The sequence below is a fragment of the Streptomyces sp. bgisy027 genome (assembly GCF_057710365.1).
Genome location: NZ_JBYIVZ010000027.1, coordinates 14,246 through 30,345 on the forward strand (window position 1 = coordinate 14,246; position 16,100 = coordinate 30,345).

Consider the following 16,100-nt stretch of genomic DNA (forward strand, 5'->3'; position numbering starts at 1 on the left):
GGACGCCCGGTCCTGCGGCCGGGCCCACGACGGCCGGGCGGCCGGTGTGCGGTCAGATGGCCGCCTTCTTCAGCCGTCGACGCTCCCGTTCGGACAGACCGCCCCAGATCCCGAAGCGCTCGTCGTTGGCGAGGGCGTATTCGAGGCACTCGGAGCGGACTTCACAGGCGAGGCAGACCTTCTTGGCCTCGCGGGTGGAGCCGCCCTTCTCGGGGAAGAAGGACTCGGGGTCGGTCTGGGCGCACAGCGCGCGCTCCTGCCAGCCGAGTTCCTCGTCCGCGTCGTCGACCAGCAGTTGCTGCACCAGCTCGGTCATGTGCGCCCCTCGTCTGTCTTTCGCGTCCCCGTGATGTAGCCGTTACCGATTCCGGCTGAACGACACGAGTGAAATTACAAGTGTGCTGCTCCGGGCGAGTCAAGCCGAGATCTGCTATTGAGCCCCTTATTCACTCTGCGGAACCAAGGCCTAGCGGAAAGTGTTCAAATCGGCATAAACCTTGACACGCAGACGAGACCCGGGAGGGCCTCCCGCCCTCCGCAGAGCCTGCACGGAAAAGGACGCCCAGAAGTTCGATCTCGTTGCACACACGCGCGGAAGCGAACCGGATCACAGTCGGATCACAGGATCACAACGACGTCGTGCGCCCGATTGTGCGCCATGTGTCCGGTCCATCTCATGAACAAACCTTTCGTCACAGAGATGAACCGGATGAGGTGAAACATGTCCCACAGGGCGGGCGCCGAGTTGACACCGAAGGTGCGAACCGCTGTCCTTGTGGGCATGCTCGCGAACTCGGCACTCACCTCGACCCGCACCGCCGGGTCCCACGGTGCTGCCCGCGCTCGCTGTAGCTGTTGTTGCTGTTCCAGCTGTTGAGCCTCTCCCGCCGCTCCGGCTGCCCCTGAGTCCACCGCGACTCGGCTGCTTGTTCCCACGCCCCGACCAGGGCCACTGCGTCCCCCGCGACCCGGGCGGACGGCGACCGACACCCAGCCATCCCCCACTTCCGCCAAGGAACCCACGCACCTCATGAACAGCGACAGCGACCTCCAGATCGCCGGCGACATCCTCGAAGTCCAGCACCTCCTGCAGGCACCGCGCGAGCACCCGGCCACCGTCGCCGACTTCGTCGGCCTGGCCCGCTCCGTCGCAGCCGACCGCTCGCAGTGGGAGCACCTCGTCCGGTACGACGCCACCACGCGCTGGTACCACCGGCTGCGCACCGGACCCGGCTACGAGGTGTGGCTGCTGTCCTGGGTCCCCGGACAGGGCAGCGGCCTGCACGACCACGGCCGCTCCTCCGGCGTCCTGACCGTCCTCGACGGCACGCTCACCGAGCGCACCGGGCGCGGCACGCGCGTGCTGGCGGCCGGCGCCCAGCGGGTGTTCGCCCCGGGGTACGCGCACGACGTGGTCAACGACGCGCTGGAGCCCGCGGTGAGCCTGCATGTGTACTACCCGGGCCTGACCGAGATGCCGATGCACACCTCGTCGGCCTGCGAGGCGCGCGCCGAGGCGCGTCCGGTGACTGCCTGACGCGTTGTCGTACCCGCCTGCAAGACTTGGGCCCATGCGCATTGTGGTTCTGGCAGGCGGCATCGGTGGTGCCCGGTTCCTGCGTGGTCTGAAGCGGGCCGTGCCGGACGCGGACATCACCGTCATCGGCAACACCGGTGACGACATCCACCTCTTCGGGCTGAAGGTCTGCCCGGACCTCGACACGGTGATGTACACGCTCGGCGGCGGTATCAACGAGGAACAGGGCTGGGGCCGGGCCGACGAGACCTTCCACCTCAAGGAGGAGCTCGCGGCGTACGGCGTGGGCCCGGAGTGGTTCGGGCTCGGTGACCGGGACTTCGCCACGCACATCGTGCGGACGCAGATGATCGGCGCCGGATATCCGCTGAGCGCGGTGACGGAGGCGCTGTGCGACCGGTGGAAGCCGGGAGTGCGTCTCATCCCCATGACCGACGACCGCGTGGAGACGCATGTCGCCGTCGTGGAGGAGGGCGAGCGCAAGGCAGTCCACTTCCAGGAGTACTGGGTACGGCTGCGGGCCTCGGTCCCCGCCGAGGCGATCGTGCCGGTCGGCGCCGAGCAGGCGAAGCCCGCGCCCGGCGTCCTGGAGGCTCTCGCCCAGGCCGACGTCATCCTCTTCCCGCCGTCCAACCCGGTCGTCTCGGTCGGCACCATCCTCGCCGTGCCCGGCATCCGCGAGGCGATCGCCGAGGCGGGCGTGCCGGTCGTCGGACTCTCCCCCATCGTCGGGGACGCGCCCGTGCGCGGGATGGCCGACAAGGTGCTCGCGGCGGTGGGCGTGGAGTCGACGGCCGCCGCGGTCGCCGAGCACTACGGCTCGGGACTGCTCGACGGCTGGCTCGTGGACACCGTGGACGCCGGCTCGGTGGAGCGGGTCGAGGCGGCCGGGATCCGCTGCCGGGCCGTACCGCTGATGATGACCGACCTCGACGCCACCGCGCAGATGGCCCGCGAGGCGCTGGAGCTGGCGGAGGAGGTGCGGGGAATTTGAGCGGCGAGCAGCAGGAAGCCCGGCCCGGCGGCGCTCCCGGCTACCGGGTGTGGGCCGTCCCCGGCCTCCCCGAGGTCGCGCAGGGCGACGACCTGGCCAAGCTGATCGCGGCCACCGAGCCCGGTCTCGTCGACGGGGACGTGCTGCTGGTCACCTCGAAGATCGTCTCCAAGGCCGAGGGCCGGATCGTGGAGGCGGGCGACCGGGAGTCCGCGATCGACGCGGAGACGGTACGGGTCGTGGCGCGCCGCGGTCCCCTGCGCATCGTCGAGAACCGGCAGGGCCTGGTGATGGCCGCCGCCGGGGTGGACGCCTCCAACACCCCCGCCGGGACGGTGCTGTTGCTGCCCGAGGACCCGGACGCGTCCGCGCGGGCGATCCGCGACGGGCTGCGCGACGTCCTCGGCGTCGACGTCGGCGTCCTCGTCACCGACACCTTCGGGCGCCCCTGGCGCGCCGGGCTCACCGACGTCGCGATCGGCGCCGCCGGCATCCACGTGCTCGACGACCTGCGCGGCGGCACGGACGCGCACGGCAACCCGCTCAGCGCGACGGTCGTGGCGACCGCCGACGAACTCGCCGCCGCCGGTGACCTGGTCAAGGGCAAGGCGGCCGGGCTGCCCGTCGCCGTCGTGCGCGGGCTGGCGCACACCGTGGCCGCGGACCACGGCGCCGGCGCGCGGGCCATGGTGCGCGACGCGCGCGACGACATGTTCCGGCTGGGGACCTCGGAGGCGGTACGCGAGGCGGTGACCCAGCGCCGTACGGTACGGGCGTTCACGGACGAGCCCGTCGACCCGGGGGCCGTTCGACGAGCGGTCGCCGCGGCGGTCACGGCGCCGGCGCCGCACCACACCACTCCGTGGCGGTTCGTGCTGCTGGAGTCGCCGGAGTCACGGACGCGGCTGCTGGACGCGATGCGCGACGCCTGGATCGCCGACCTCCGGCGCGACGGCAAGAGCGAGGAGTCGATCGCCAAGCGGGTACGGCGCGGGGACGTGCTGCGCAACGCGCCGTATCTGGTGGTGCCGTGCCTGGTCATGGACGGTTCGCACACCTACGGCGACGCGCGGCGGGACGGCGCCGAGCGGGAGATGTTCGTCGTCGCCACCGGGGCCGGGGTACAGAACTTCCTGGTCGCGCTGGCCGGGGAGCGGCTGGGCTCGGCGTGGGTGTCGTCGACGATGTTCTGCCGGGACGTGGTGCGCGAGGTGCTCGGGCTGCCGGAGGACTGGGATCCGATGGGGGCGGTGGCGGTCGGCCACCCGGCGGAGGCGCCGCGGGCGAGGCCGGAGCGGGATGCCGCGGCTTTCATCGAGGTGCGGTGACCCACGCCGTCCAGCGCCTACGCTCGTAGGACACCTCCCCTCCCCCTAGGACCTCATTCGTGGCAGGACGTTTCTCTCCGCGGCCCACGCGTACGACCGTGCGCGGTGGGCATGTCGCCGTGCCCGGGGGGATACCGCGTCAGGCCGCGGCCGCCGGGCGGGTGCGGACCTGGGTGCCGGAGTGGCCGCTCGACCTCGGGCTGGTGCTGGGGCCCCTGCGGCGCGGGCCGGGGGATCCGACGTTCCGGGCGATGCCGGACGGTTCCGTGTGGCGGGCCAGCCTCACGCCCGCCGGGCCCGGGACGCTGCGGGTCGCCGCGCGCGGGGCCGAGGTGCGGAGCGAGGCGTGGGGGCCGGGCGCCGAGTGGCTGCTGGAGCGGTTGCCGGAACTGCTCGGGGCGGCCGACGATCCGTCCGTCTTCGTGCCGCGGCACCGGGTGGTGGCGATGGCCCGGCATCGGCGGCCGGGGCTGAGGCTGACGCGGACCGGGCTGGTGATGGAGTCGTTGATTCCGTCGGTGCTGGAGCAGAAGGTCACGACCGATGAGGCGTACCGGGCGTGGCGGTTGCTGGTGCGGAAGTTCGGGGAGCCGGCTCCCGGGCCCGCGCCCGGGCGGATGTGCGTGATGCCAAATGCGCGGACCTGGGCGCTGATCCCGTCCTGGGAGTGGCATCGGGCCGGGGTCGACAACAAGCGGGCGTCGACGATTCTGCGGGCCGTGCGGGTCGCTGCGCGGATGGAGGAGGCGGTGCGGATGCCTCCGGCTCAGGCGCAGGCCCGGTTGGAGGTCGTGCCGGGGATCGGGCCGTGGACGTCGGCGGAGGTCGTGCAGCGCAGTCATGGGGCGGCGGATGCGGTGACCGTGGGGGATCTGCATCTGCCGGGGATCGTGGGGTTCGCGTTGGCCGGGGACCGGGATGCGGATGACTCCGTGATGCTGGAGCTGCTGGAGCCGTATGCGGGGCAGCGGCATCGGGCGGCTCGGTTGATCCTGCTGAGCGGAAGGGTCCCGGCGCGGCGGGCTCCGCGGATGCCGCGGGGCGATATCGGCCGCCTGTAGCGACACCGGTCCGCCGGGGACGGCCCCATTTCCCTCGCCCCGCCGCCCCTACCCGTCCCTCCCCCAAGCTCTCGGCTTCGCTTGAGCAGGGGGACCCCCATCCAAGGGCGCTGCCCCTTCGCCCCCGCCCTCCCCCTGGGGCTGCCGCCCCAGACCTCGCATCGGCCTGAACGGCCCCGTCCTCCAACGCCGGACGGGCTGAGACACAGCGGACCGGCGTCGAAAGGGGAAGCCCCTTCGCACCCGCACCCGCGTACGGCGGCAAGGGGACGTGCCGGAGGTGTCCGCCCGCAGCGGCCGGCGTCAAGAAACGCGGAGTTCCTGAGGCGCGGCAACCGCCGGACCGAGGACGGGCACCCCCGGCACGTCCCCGACCCACCCATCAGCGGAAGGCGCTGCGCGCACCCCCGCCCAGTAGCCACAGGCCGCCGCAGGCACCCCCTACAGATCCGGTGAGAAGCGCACCGCGCCCGCCGGTATCCGGGCGTCGCACCACACCCGCGCGCCGTCCCGCAGTTCGTTGTCGGCGCCGATCACCGCGCCGTCGCCGATCACCGTCCCGGTGAGGACGGAGCGTTCGCCCACACGGGCGCGGGTGCCGATGAGGGAGTCGGTGATGATGGCGCCGGGCTCGATGACGGCACCCGGCAGGATCGTGCTGCCGAAGACGCGCGCGCCCTCGGCGACGAACGCGCCCTCTCCCACCACCGTGCCGCCGGTCAGCTTGGCGTCGGGGGCCACCCGGGCCGTGGGGAGGACCAGGCGGTCGCCGCAGCGGCCGGGGACCGCCGGGGACGGGGCACGGCCGAGGACCAGGTCCGCCGAGCCCCGGACGAACGCCGCCGGCGTGCCGAGGTCGAGCCAGTACGTCGAGTCGACCATGCCCTGTAGGTGCGCCCCGGCCGACAGCAGGTCCGGGAAGGTCTCGCGCTCCACCGACACCGGCCGCCCCGCCGGGATCGTGTCGATGACCGAACGGCGGAAGACGTACGCCCCCGCGTTGATCTGGTCGGTGACGATCTCCTCGGGCGTCTGCGGTTTCTCCAGGAACGCCGTCACGCGGCCCGTGTCGTCCGTGGGGACCAGCCCGTACGCCCGCGGGTCCGTCACCTTGGTGAGGTGGAGGGAGACATCCGCGCCCGTCGTCCCGTGCGTACGGATCAGGGCCCGGATGTCCAGACCCGTCAGGATGTCCCCGTTGAAGATCAGGACCGGGTCCTCGGGCCCCGAGTGGAGCCGGGAGGCCACGTTCCGGATCGCTCCGCCCGTGCCGAGGGGCTCCTCCTCCGTCACGTACTCCAGATGCAGCCCCAGCGCCGAGCCGTCGCCGAAGTACGGCTCGAAGACCTCGGCCAGATACGAGGTGGCCAGCACGATGTGCTCGACGCCCGCCGCTCTCGCTCTCGCCAACTGGTGCGTGAGGAACGGCACCCCGGCCGCCGGAACCATGGGCTTCGGTGTGTGCACGGTGAGCGGACGCAGCCGAGTGCCCTTGCCGCCGACCAGGAGGATCGCTTCTGTCACCTGTCGTCTCTGCTTCCTGCCGGGACCGGCCGAACTGTCTTTCGGCCGGCCAGTGTATGCAGACCGTTGTGCGGCGCCCTCGACGGCAGTGCGGTATGACGACACATCCCGCCTCTCCTCCCCCGACGGCGGTGAATGCGCTCCCGCCCCGTACTCCCCCGTGTTTCCCCGTACTTCCCGTACTCCCCGTGCTCCCCGTGAAGTGCCCTCCCTGCCTCAGCGGCCCTGGAGACGGGCCGCGGAGGCGCGGGCGGTGCCGAGCTTGGCGTAGAGCAGCCGGCCGGGGCACGCCGTGGAGAAGCCGTCCCGGTGGCCGGAGATCACATTCAGCCGTACGTTCCTGCCCTTTCGGAACAGATTGCCACCGCCGGACGTCAGGTATGTCTTTCCGCGCGGATTGGCACTGTAGAGCCCGAGCTTCCAGGCGGTGAGCCGGGCGATGGCGTTCACCGTGGCCACGGTCGGCTTGGTGGAGTCGTAGCTGCCGAGGACGGCGATCCCCATGCTGTTGCTGTTGAAACCGCGGGTGTGCGCGCCCAGGACCGGCTTCGTCACGCCCCCGGCGCGCCCCTCGTAGATGTTTCCGCATTTGTCGACGAGGAAGTTGTAGCCGATGTCGCGCCAGCCCATGCTCAGGACGTGGTAGCGGTAGATACCGCGGATGAGCGAGGGAGCCTGGGTGCACGAGTACTTGCCGCCGGACGCGGTGTGGTGCACGAAGGCCGCCTTCACCTTCTTCGTGTAGGCGAACTGCCGCTCCCGCCAGCTCTCGTTGGCCCCCCAGCCGCGCCGGGTGACGATGCGCGGACGCGGGCCGATGTACGGTTTCGCCCGCTGTTCCTCGGTGAGCTCGCTGCCGCGCAGCGCCAGCATCTCCCGCTCGGTCTCGGCGCGTTCGAGGGCGGGGATCTCGGTGGCGCCCAGGGGGGCGAGTTCGGCGTTGGCGGCGGAGGCGGCGAGGGTCTCGGCGGAACCGAGGGTTTCGGGGTTCAGCGAGCCGGGGCGGGGGCCGGGCTCGCTCTGCGTCGGGGCGGGGTCGCCCGGGTCGACGAGTTCGAGGTGGAGGCCGGCGGGCAGCGGGGTGACGGCCGCGCCGTCCACGGCTGTGTCGTCCCCACCCTGCTCGCCCTCATCGGACTTGGCTCCGGGCTCGGACTCGGGCGCCGCGGCCTCGGACTCGGGCTCGGGTTCCGCCTCTTCGGACTTCGGCTTGGGCTCCGGCGCCTCGGACTTCGGCCTGGACTCCCCCGCCTCGGACTTCGGCCTGGGCTCGCCCGCTTCAGACTTCGGCTTGGGCTCCGGCGCCTCGGACTTCGGCCTGGGCTCGCCCGCTTCAGACTTCGGCTTGGGTTCCGGCGCCTCGGACTTCGGCTTCGTCGCCCCCGGATCGGGATCCGCGCCCTCCGCCGTCACGCGTACCTGCACGCCGTCCGAGTCGCCGACCCACAGGGGTGCCGTGGCTCCGCGCACGCCGCCCGCGGAGCTCTCGGCGGCGCCCGGGTCGGCCGCGTGTTCGGCGTTGTGGGTCTCGACGTCCTGCCAGCCGGACCAGGTGCCGGTCGCGACCGCGCGGGTGCGGACCTGGACGCGGCCGTGCAGTTCGGTGGCCGGGTCGTCCCAGACGACGCCGACCAGGGAGAAGTGACGTACGTCCCGTCGGGGCAGCCCCTGTTCGGTGGGGGTGCCGGCGGAACGGTCACGGGTGAGGGGGACGAGGGGCAGCGACTGAGTGCTGCCGGGGACGGGCGGCTCGGCATGCGCACGCCGGGACGCCGATCCGGCGGTCACCGTCGCCCCGCTCTTGGCGGCTTCCGCTCCGAGCGCCGGCCGCACGGACGCGGCGGCGGGTGGAGTGAGCGGGAGAGCGAGAGCGGCCGCGCACGTGACACCGATCGAGGAAGCAAGGAATCCACGCATGCTCCTGATGTTGGACATAGTCATACAAAGCTGTCCATCGGGAACTTGACGGCACGTCGGCCCTCGGTTCCGCCGAACCGGTGGCGGCGGAACGGCCCACCACGGGGTGCGCGAGCACCGCTGCGCGTACCCTTGCGCGGGTGAATGCCACCGATCGCACCCCCGCCGACCTGCTGCGTTCCGCGCTCGCCGCGGATCCCGGACGCCCCCTGGTGACCTTCTACGACGACGCCACCGGGGAACGCGTGGAATTGTCCGTGGCCACCTTCGCCAATTGGGTGGCCAAGACCGCGAATCTGCTGCAGGGCGACCTCGGGGCCGGACCGGGCGACCGGGTCACACTGCTGCTGCCGACGCACTGGCAGACGGCGGTGTGGCTGCTGGCATGTTCGTCGGTGGGCACGATCGCGGACGTGGGCGGGGACCCGGCGGCAGCCGACGTGGTGGTGAGCGGACCGGACGACCTGGAGGCCGCGCGGGCGTGCCGCGGGGAGCGGGTCGCGCTGGCGTTGCGGCCGCTCGGGGGCCGTTTCCCGCAGCCGCCGGCCGGCTTCGCCGACTACGCGGTCGAGGTGCCGAGCCAGGGTGACCGTTTCGCGCCGTACGCGCCGGTCGATCCCGAGGACCCGGCGCTGATCGTGGCGGGCCGGGAGTTCAGCGCGGCGGAACTGGTCGAGCGCGCCCGGGCGGAGGCGCCGGCCCTGGGGCTCACGGGTCCGGGCTCACGGATCCTGTCGGCCCTGCCGTACGACACCTGGGAGGGCCTCGCCGCCGGCCTGTACGCGGCACTGGCGACCGGCGGCTCGGTGGTCCTGTGCCGGCATCTCGACGCACTGGGCGAGGAGTCCCTGGCCAAGCGGATCGAGGCGGAACGGGTGACGGCGACGGCCCGGTAGCCCCGAGCACCGCCCCTCGCAGGCACCCGGCGCCGCCACGCCCCCTGGGGCTGCCACCCCCGGACGGGCTGAGAATTCTGCGGACCGGCGCCGAGAACACCGCACCACAGCCCGACACAGACACCCTGACCCGAGCACCGCAAGCACCCTGACCCGAGCACCGCAGACACCCTCACCCGAGCACCACAAGCACCGGCCCGAGCACCGCAGACACCCTCACCCGAGCACCACAAGCACCGGCCCGAGCACCACAAGCACCGGCCCGAGCACCACAAGCACCCCCACCCGAACACCACAAGCACCGGCCCGAGCACCGCAGGCACCCTCACCCGTTCGGCCCACCACGACCCACCCCCCACCCCCCATCCACGCCATGGTCGTAACAGCAGCCCACACCACACGCTGTACGCAATGAGGGGTGGACACAGCCGTGACCGACACCGCAGATGCGCACCGAGGGGCGTCGGCCAGCAGGAAGGGGCTTGTGCGGCGCTGGGTCCGGCGCGGGGCGATCGGGGTCGGGCTGGTGGTCGTCGTCGCGGCGGGCGTCGCCTGGGGCGTGTACGCCAAGCTCGACTCCAACATCACCCCGGACGAGGCCGCCGCAGCGGAACTCGCCCGGTACGAGAAGGAGCGCCCCACCTCGCTCGTGCGCGGCGCCCAGAACATCCTCGTGATCGGCTCCGACTCGCGGGCCGGCTCCGGCAACCGCCGCTACGGCAAGGACTCCGGCACCGAGCGCTCCGACACCACGATCCTGCTGCACCTGTCGTCCGACCACCGCAGCGCCACCGCCGTCTCGATACCCCGCGACCTCATGGTCGACGTCCCCGGCTGCCGCCGCTCCGACGGCCGCCGCAGCGAGCCGATGTTCGCGATGTTCAACTACGCCTTCCAGGTGGGCGGTTCCGCCTGCACCGTGCGCACCGTGGAACGGATGACGAACATCCGCATGGATCACCACATGGTCATCGACTTCCACGGCTTCAAGGAGATGGTCGACGCCCTCGACGGCGTCGAGATCTGCCTCGCGAAGCCCATCGACGACAAGGCCGCCAAGCTCAGGCTCCCGGCCGGGAAGGTGACCCTCGACGGCGAACAGGCCCTCGGCTACGTCCGCGCCCGCAAGTCCCTCGGCAACGGCAGCGACACCGACCGCATGGACCGCCAGCAGCGCTTCCTCGCCGCGCTCGTGCACAAGGCACAGAGCAATGACGTCCTGCTGAACCCGGTGCGGCTCTATCCGGTCCTGGACGCCGCCACATCGTCGCTGACCACGGACCCGGCACTGGCCAGCTTGCGTGGTTTGTACGAACTCGCGCGGGGAGTGCGCGACATCCCCACCGAACGCGTGCAATTCCTCACGGTTCCGAGGGAGTCGTACGTCTACAACGCCAATCGCGACCAGCTCGTGGAACCCGAGGCCGAGCGCCTCTTCGAACGGCTGCGGATCGACGCGCCGGTGGAAGTAGTGAATTCGACCGAAAAGTCCCAGAGACCGCCTCGCGGCTCCTCGCACAAGCGTTCCAGCGACGAGGACCGGAAGTCCGGTGCGAAGGGGTCCGACGAGCCCGCCGGGCCCCCATCTCCGGCACCCACTTTCCGCGGCAGTACGGCCGCCGAGAACCCCTGCGGGTAAAGCACTCCCCAAGTCCGCGAACCCCGATTCAAAGAAATGCGGCAGATTGCCCAGTTGTAGGGACGTGGAATTTGTCACCGTCCTCGCTCCACGCTGAACTGGGCGGATAGTGTGAGCGCCCCGGTGCTCCCTGCCGTAGTTAGGCTTGCGCACTGTTTGACCGAGACCCGAGCGCCTTGGAGGGGGTAGGCGCCGCGTGGCCCCGACGGAGGATTCAGACAACCGTGGACGCGCAAGGCCGTGGGCGGGCGGACGATATCGATCCCGCAGACCAGTGGGTGCTCAATCCGAACACCGGTGAATACGAACTGCGACTGGGTCCTTCCTCTCCGCAGTCACCGGTCCCAGGCCCCCGCAGGGCCGCTTCCCGCGCAGGCGCCGCCGCGCGTTCGACCGGTACCGCAGCAAAAGGAGCCGGGGGCGCCCGCGGAGCCGGCGATGCGGGAGGCGCCGTACGGAACAGGACCGCCGCGCCGGGACGGGAGTCCCGTCAGGCGCCGGGCCGTGAGGTCCCGCCGCAGCGCAGGCGCAGGGGGGCACCGGAGGAGCCTCTGCCGGGGCGGCGCAGTCGCCGGCCGGTGAAGAAGAAGAGCAAGGCGAAGAAGGCCGTGCTCTGGACCGGCGGCATCATGGCGTTCGTGGTGGTCGCCGCCGCGGCCGGTGCGTACCTCTACATCGAGCACCTCAACGACAACATCCAGTCCGTGAGCGACGACGGCGCGAGCACCGGTGGCTTCAGCAAGGACAAGGCCATCAACATCCTGCTCATCGGCACGGACAAGCGCACGGGCGCGGGCAACGAGAAGTACGGGGACTCGGGCAGCGCGGGCCACGCCGACACCACGATCCTGCTGCACGTCTCCAAGGACCGCTCGAACGCGACCGCGCTGAGCATCCCGCGCGACCTCATCGTCGACATCCCGGACTGCCCGACCACGCTGGAGGACGGCTCCGAGAAGGTCATCCCGGGCGAGACCGGCGTCCGTTTCAACACCAGCCTGGGCCAGGAAGACCGTACGCCCAGCTGCACCGCCCGTACCGTCACCGAGCTGACCGGCATCAAGCCGGACAACTTCATGGTGGCCGACTTCAACGCGGTCAAGACGCTGACCACGGCGGTCGGCGGCGTCGAGGTGTGCCTGGCCAAGGACATCAACGACCGCGACTCCAAGCTCAACCTCACCAAGGGCAAGCACACGATCGAGGGCGAGGACGCGCTGGCCTTCGTGCGCACCCGGCACTCGGTCGGCTTCGGCGGTGACCTGAGCCGGATCGGGCTCCAGCAGCAGTTCCTGAGCGCGCTGATGCGCAAGCTGAAGTCGAACGACACGCTCAGCAGCCCGACCAAGATGATCAAGCTGGCCGAGGCGGGCACGAAGGCGCTGACCGTCGACTCCCAGCTCGACTCCATCGACAAGCTGAAGGACCTCGGTCTGGAGCTGGGCCGGCTCAACACCAAGAACCTGACCTTCACGACGGTGCCGGTGATAGACAACCCGACGGAGCAGGTGAAGGCGACCGTCGTGCTCAACGAGTCGACTGCGCCCGAGGTCTTCCAGGCGATCCAGAACGACGTCTCCTTCACCGCGGTCAAGCAGCAGAAGCAGAAGGAGGCCGCCGCCGTGGCCGCCCGGCTCAAGGGCACCAAGGCCGACGCCTCGGAGGTGCGGGTGCAGGTCCTCAACGGCGGGGCGCCCTCGGGCAGCGCGTCGGAGACGCTCACCTGGCTGCAGAACGAGGAGGGTGTGTCCAAGTCCGAGAACGCGGGCAACGCCCCGGCGTCGCTCGCGAAGACGACGCTGGAGTACGCGCCCGACCAGGCGGACCAGGCACGCCGGCTCGCCGACATCATGGGGCTCTCCGGGTCGGCGATGAAGCCGGGCAAGAGCGTCACCAACGCGCAGGGTCTGCCGACGATGACGCTGACGCTGGGCAAGGACTTCAAGGGCGCGGGTGTGCCCCTGACGGCGCCGACGAAGGCGCCGGACGTGGAGAAGTCCACCGCCGACAAGGTCGAGTGCGCGAAGTAGCCGGCAGCCGGTAAGGGCTCAACGGGCCCGTCCCACCGCCCACTCGGGGTGCGACGGGCCCGCTCCGGCATACGGCCCGGGGCACACGGTCAGCCGTACGGGATCGCCGTGGGAGGACCGTTGTACGGAATCTGCGGCGTGGAACGCAACTGTCCTCGTCGCTCGTTGGTCTGACACACGACACAGGTGTGTCAGCCGGCGTTGGCCGGGTGCGCCACGCGGCGCACCCGGCACGGATTTTGCCGACGCGTGGCCAACCCGGCTCGGACCCACAGAGGTCTGACAGGTTGCGAACCGGCGTCGGACAGAGTGGTCTGCCATGGTTCGCTCCGCACCGGACAGGGAGGTCCGACGCGGAACGCGGCCGTGTCGGGCCAAGGGTGGGGAAGGGCGGAGAGTTGGCGCAGAGCAGTGTGCGAGGGGAGGCCCCCGCGGTGGACGACACCATGTCGCTCACCCCGCAGGCCGACCAGGCCACGCCGGCCGACCAGAGCGGCCGGCACGGTGGCGGGGGCTCCAGGGGCGGCCGGGGAACCGACGGCAGACCCCGCAGACGGCGCGTGCTGCGCTGGTCGGCGACGGTACTGGCCGTGGTGATACTGGGCACCGCCGGTGCCGGCTATCTCTACTACCAGCACCTCAACGGCAATCTGAAGAAGGACGACCTCAACCTCGGCGACGCCAAGGACCGCGCGGCCGAGTCCGAGGCGAACGCGGCCGGGCAGACGCCGCTGAACATCCTGCTGATCGGCTCGGACGCGCGCGACACCGAGGAGAACCAGAAACTCGGCGGCGCCAAGGAGACGTTCGGCGGCACACCGCTCGCCGACGTCCAGATGCTGCTGCACGTCTCCGCCGACCGCTCGAACATGTCGGTCGTCAGCATGCCCCGCGACACGCTCGTCGACATCCCCAAGTGCACCGATCCGGACAGCGGCGACGTCTACGAGTCGCGCCTGCGCACGATGACAAACCAGTCGCTGGGGCGCGGCGGTCCGGGGTGCACGGTGGCCACGTGGGAGAAGCTGACCGACATCCACATCGACCACTTCATGATGATCGACTTCGCCGGTGTGGTGTCGATGGCGGACGCGATCGGCGGCGTCCCGGTCTGCGTCGACAAGAACATCCACTCCAAGGACGGCCAGGGCCACGGCTCCGGGCTGAAGCTGGAGAAGGGCACCACGTACGTCAAGGGCGAGCAGGCCCTGCAGTGGCTGCGCACGCGGTACGGCTTCGAGGACGGCAGCGACCTGGCCCGCGCCGAGGCGCAGCACCAGTACATGAACTCGATGGTGCGTGAGCTGCGCAAGAACGCCAAGCTGAGCAACCCCAACAAGCTGCGCAAGCTCGCCGAGGCCGCGACCGACGCACTGACGGTCGACGAGGGCATCGGCACGGTCGCCAAGCTCTACGACCTGGCGGGCGAGCTCAAGAAGGTGCCGACGTCGCGCATCACCATGACCACGATGCCCAACCAGTACGTCGGTTCGCGCGTCGAGCCCACCGAGGACGCCACCAAGCTGTTCCGGCTGGTGCGTGAGGACATCGCGCTCGACGGCAAGGACAAGGAGAAGACCACCGAGGAGAAGGCGCCGACCGACCCGGCCGCCGCGGACGGGGAGATCGCCGTGCAGGTGCAGAACGGCACCCGCACCGACGTCCTCGCGCCGGTCTCCGGCCGGGCGACCACCGTCGCCGGGCTGCTCGTCGACAAGGGCTTCACGCGGGCTGCCGCGGACTCCTCGACGACGCCGACCGCGGACGCGACCGTCGTGCGCTACCCGAGCGCCGAGTTCGAAGGCGACGCCCAGCGGCTCGCCAAGGCCCTCGGCATCCCGACGAGTGCGGTGGAGAAGTCCACGGACGTCTCCGGCGTCACCCTGGTCGTCGGCGCCGACTGGCGTGAGGGCACGGCGTACCGGGCCCCGGAGAAGGACGACAGGACGCCGGACACGGCGGAGGCGCTGAACGCCTCCGACAGCAAGGCGTGCATGAAGGTGAACGACGGATTCACCTGGTGACGGGCGCCGCGCCCGGCGGCGCGCTCAGCTCGCGCTGAACACCGCCGGGCGTCGGGAGGCGATGACCTTCCGCGCCAGCGAACGCGGGCTGGTCAGGAAGCCGTAGCCCCAGGACATGTGCATGGTCGCGAGGGCGACGGGGATCTGCAGGCGTGCCTTCAGCGGCAGGCCCCTGCCGGCCGGGACCGAGCCCGCGGCGATCGCCGCGAGGTAGCCGCCGGGGACCACCAGGGCCCACGGGGTGACCAGGGCGCCCAGCACGAGGCCCGCGGCGATCGCGCAGACCGCCGTCGGCGGGGCGAGGTAGCGCAGGTTGATGGAGCCGGCGTGGTAGCGGGCGACGACGTGCCGCCAGCGGCCGTAGTCCTTGTACTGCTTGGCGAGGGCCTTCACCGACGGCCTCGGACGGTACGACACCTTCAGCTCCGGCGAGAACCAGATCAGCCCGCCCGCCTCGCGGATACGGAAGTTGAGCTCCCAGTCCTGGGCGCGGATGAACTCCTCGTTGTAGCCGCCCTGCTGCTCCAGCGCCTCGCGCCGGAACACACCGAGGTAGACGGTCTCGGCCTGCTGGGCCGTGCCGCCGGTGTGGAAGGCCGCGTTGCCGACGCCGATCCTGGAGGTCATCGCGGCGGCGACGGCGTGCTCCCAGTCGTTCTCGCCCTCGGCGTGCATGATGCCGCCGACGTTCTGCGCGCCGGTCTCCTCCAGGAGGCGTACGGCGGTGGCGATGTAGTTCGGCGAGAGGATGCCGTGCCCGTCGACGCGGACGACGATCGGGTGCCGGGATGCCTTGATCGCGGCGTTGAGCGCGGCGGGCGTACGTCCGGTCGGGTTCGGGACGGTGTGCACGCGAGGGTCTTCGGCCACGAGCTCGGCGGCGATCTCGTCCGTGCGGTCCGTGGAGGGACCGAGGGCGATCACGACCTCCATCTCGCCGGCGTACTCCTGCGCGAGGATCGCTTGGACGGCTCCGCGCAGATGCCGCTCCTCGTCCAGGACGGGCATGATGACGGACACGGCGGGGAGCTGCACGTCGGGATTGGCGTTCATAGGGGGCTCACGTTACCGCGAACGGGGGACACCGGTGCGCCCCGCCGGTGCCGGTGCTCCGGGCAGCAGATCGTATGGCCCTACGGTGCTCACGGAT

The 16,100-nt window shown here is 71.2% G+C and carries 12 protein-coding genes; 8 read left to right on the forward strand and 4 right to left on the reverse strand.

The window, feature by feature from the left end:
• Positions 1–52: 52 nt before the first annotated feature.
• Positions 53–316, reverse strand: coding sequence for a WhiB family transcriptional regulator (locus AC3ETA_RS26330; protein WP_010986447.1), 264 nt, complete (start codon positions 314–316; stop codon positions 53–55).
• Between the two features lie 714 nt (positions 317–1,030).
• Here AC3ETA_RS26330 and AC3ETA_RS26335 point away from each other — a divergent pair.
• Genes AC3ETA_RS26335 through AC3ETA_RS26350 form a run of 4 tightly spaced genes read left to right on the forward strand, consistent with a single transcriptional unit; the run spans position 1,031 to position 4,920 of the window.
• On the forward strand, positions 1,031–1,537 hold the full coding sequence (locus AC3ETA_RS26335; RefSeq protein WP_432195379.1) for a cysteine dioxygenase: 507 nt from the start codon (positions 1,031–1,033) through the stop codon (positions 1,535–1,537).
• A 34-nt stretch (positions 1,538–1,571) separates the two neighbouring features.
• A complete protein-coding gene (cofD, locus tag AC3ETA_RS26340) occupies positions 1,572–2,531 on the forward strand; it encodes a 2-phospho-L-lactate transferase (protein ID WP_432195380.1) in 960 nt (319 codons plus the stop codon).
• Positions 2,528–3,859: a coenzyme F420-0:L-glutamate ligase gene (locus AC3ETA_RS26345; RefSeq protein WP_432195381.1), complete on the forward strand. Its 1,332-nt coding sequence runs from the start codon at positions 2,528–2,530 to the stop codon at positions 3,857–3,859. The genes cofD and AC3ETA_RS26345 overlap by 4 nt, the downstream gene beginning before the upstream one ends.
• A 59-nt stretch (positions 3,860–3,918) precedes the next feature.
• A complete protein-coding gene (locus tag AC3ETA_RS26350; protein ID WP_432195382.1) occupies positions 3,919–4,920 on the forward strand; it encodes a DNA-3-methyladenine glycosylase family protein in 1,002 nt (333 codons plus the stop codon).
• 441 nt (positions 4,921–5,361) lie between these two features.
• On the opposite strand, the gene manB is transcribed toward AC3ETA_RS26350, so the two are convergent.
• Together manB and AC3ETA_RS26360 are read right to left on the reverse strand one after the other, a co-directional pair.
• Positions 5,362–6,444 (reverse strand): mannose-1-phosphate guanylyltransferase, encoded by a 1,083-nt coding sequence (manB, locus tag AC3ETA_RS26355; RefSeq protein WP_432195383.1) that lies wholly within the window; start codon positions 6,442–6,444, stop codon positions 5,362–5,364.
• A gap of 216 nt (positions 6,445–6,660) precedes the next feature.
• On the reverse strand, positions 6,661–8,361 hold the full coding sequence (locus tag AC3ETA_RS26360; protein WP_432195384.1) for an N-acetylmuramoyl-L-alanine amidase: 1,701 nt from the start codon (positions 8,359–8,361) through the stop codon (positions 6,661–6,663).
• Between the two features lie 140 nt (positions 8,362–8,501).
• Between AC3ETA_RS26360 and AC3ETA_RS26365 the strand changes: the two genes are divergently transcribed.
• From AC3ETA_RS26365 to AC3ETA_RS26380, 4 genes are all read left to right on the forward strand, one after another.
• On the forward strand, positions 8,502–9,257 hold the full coding sequence (locus tag AC3ETA_RS26365) for a TIGR03089 family protein (RefSeq protein WP_432195385.1): 756 nt from the start codon (positions 8,502–8,504) through the stop codon (positions 9,255–9,257).
• A 430-nt stretch (positions 9,258–9,687) separates the two neighbouring features.
• A complete protein-coding gene (locus tag AC3ETA_RS26370; protein WP_432195386.1) occupies positions 9,688–10,896 on the forward strand; it encodes an LCP family protein in 1,209 nt (402 codons plus the stop codon).
• Positions 10,897–11,120: 224 nt separating this feature from the next.
• Positions 11,121–12,926: an LCP family protein gene (locus AC3ETA_RS26375; protein ID WP_432195387.1), complete on the forward strand. Its 1,806-nt coding sequence runs from the start codon at positions 11,121–11,123 to the stop codon at positions 12,924–12,926.
• Positions 12,927–13,372: 446 nt separating this feature from the next.
• Complete coding sequence (locus AC3ETA_RS26380) at positions 13,373–14,950, forward strand: LCP family protein (protein ID WP_432195479.1); 1,578 nt, start codon at positions 13,373–13,375, stop codon at positions 14,948–14,950.
• A 24-nt stretch (positions 14,951–14,974) separates the two neighbouring features.
• On the opposite strand, the gene AC3ETA_RS26385 is transcribed toward AC3ETA_RS26380, so the two are convergent.
• Complete coding sequence (locus AC3ETA_RS26385; protein WP_432195388.1) at positions 14,975–16,003, reverse strand: glycosyltransferase family 2 protein; 1,029 nt, start codon at positions 16,001–16,003, stop codon at positions 14,975–14,977.
• Positions 16,004–16,100 lie beyond the last annotated feature (97 nt).

Coding starts and splice junctions, on each gene's coding strand:
- AC3ETA_RS26330 (WP_010986447.1), bottom strand. CDS start 316: ATGACCGAGCTGGTGCAGCAACTGCTGGTCGACGACGCGGACGAGGAA.
- AC3ETA_RS26335 (WP_432195379.1), top strand. CDS start 1,031: ATGAACAGCGACAGCGACCTCCAGATCGCCGGCGACATCCTCGAAGTC.
- cofD (WP_432195380.1), top strand. CDS start 1,572: ATGCGCATTGTGGTTCTGGCAGGCGGCATCGGTGGTGCCCGGTTCCTG.
- AC3ETA_RS26360 (WP_432195384.1), bottom strand. CDS start 8,361: ATGCGTGGATTCCTTGCTTCCTCGATCGGTGTCACGTGCGCGGCCGCT.
- AC3ETA_RS26380 (WP_432195479.1), top strand. CDS start 13,373: ATGTCGCTCACCCCGCAGGCCGACCAGGCCACGCCGGCCGACCAGAGC.
- AC3ETA_RS26385 (WP_432195388.1), bottom strand. CDS start 16,003: ATGAACGCCAATCCCGACGTGCAGCTCCCCGCCGTGTCCGTCATCATG.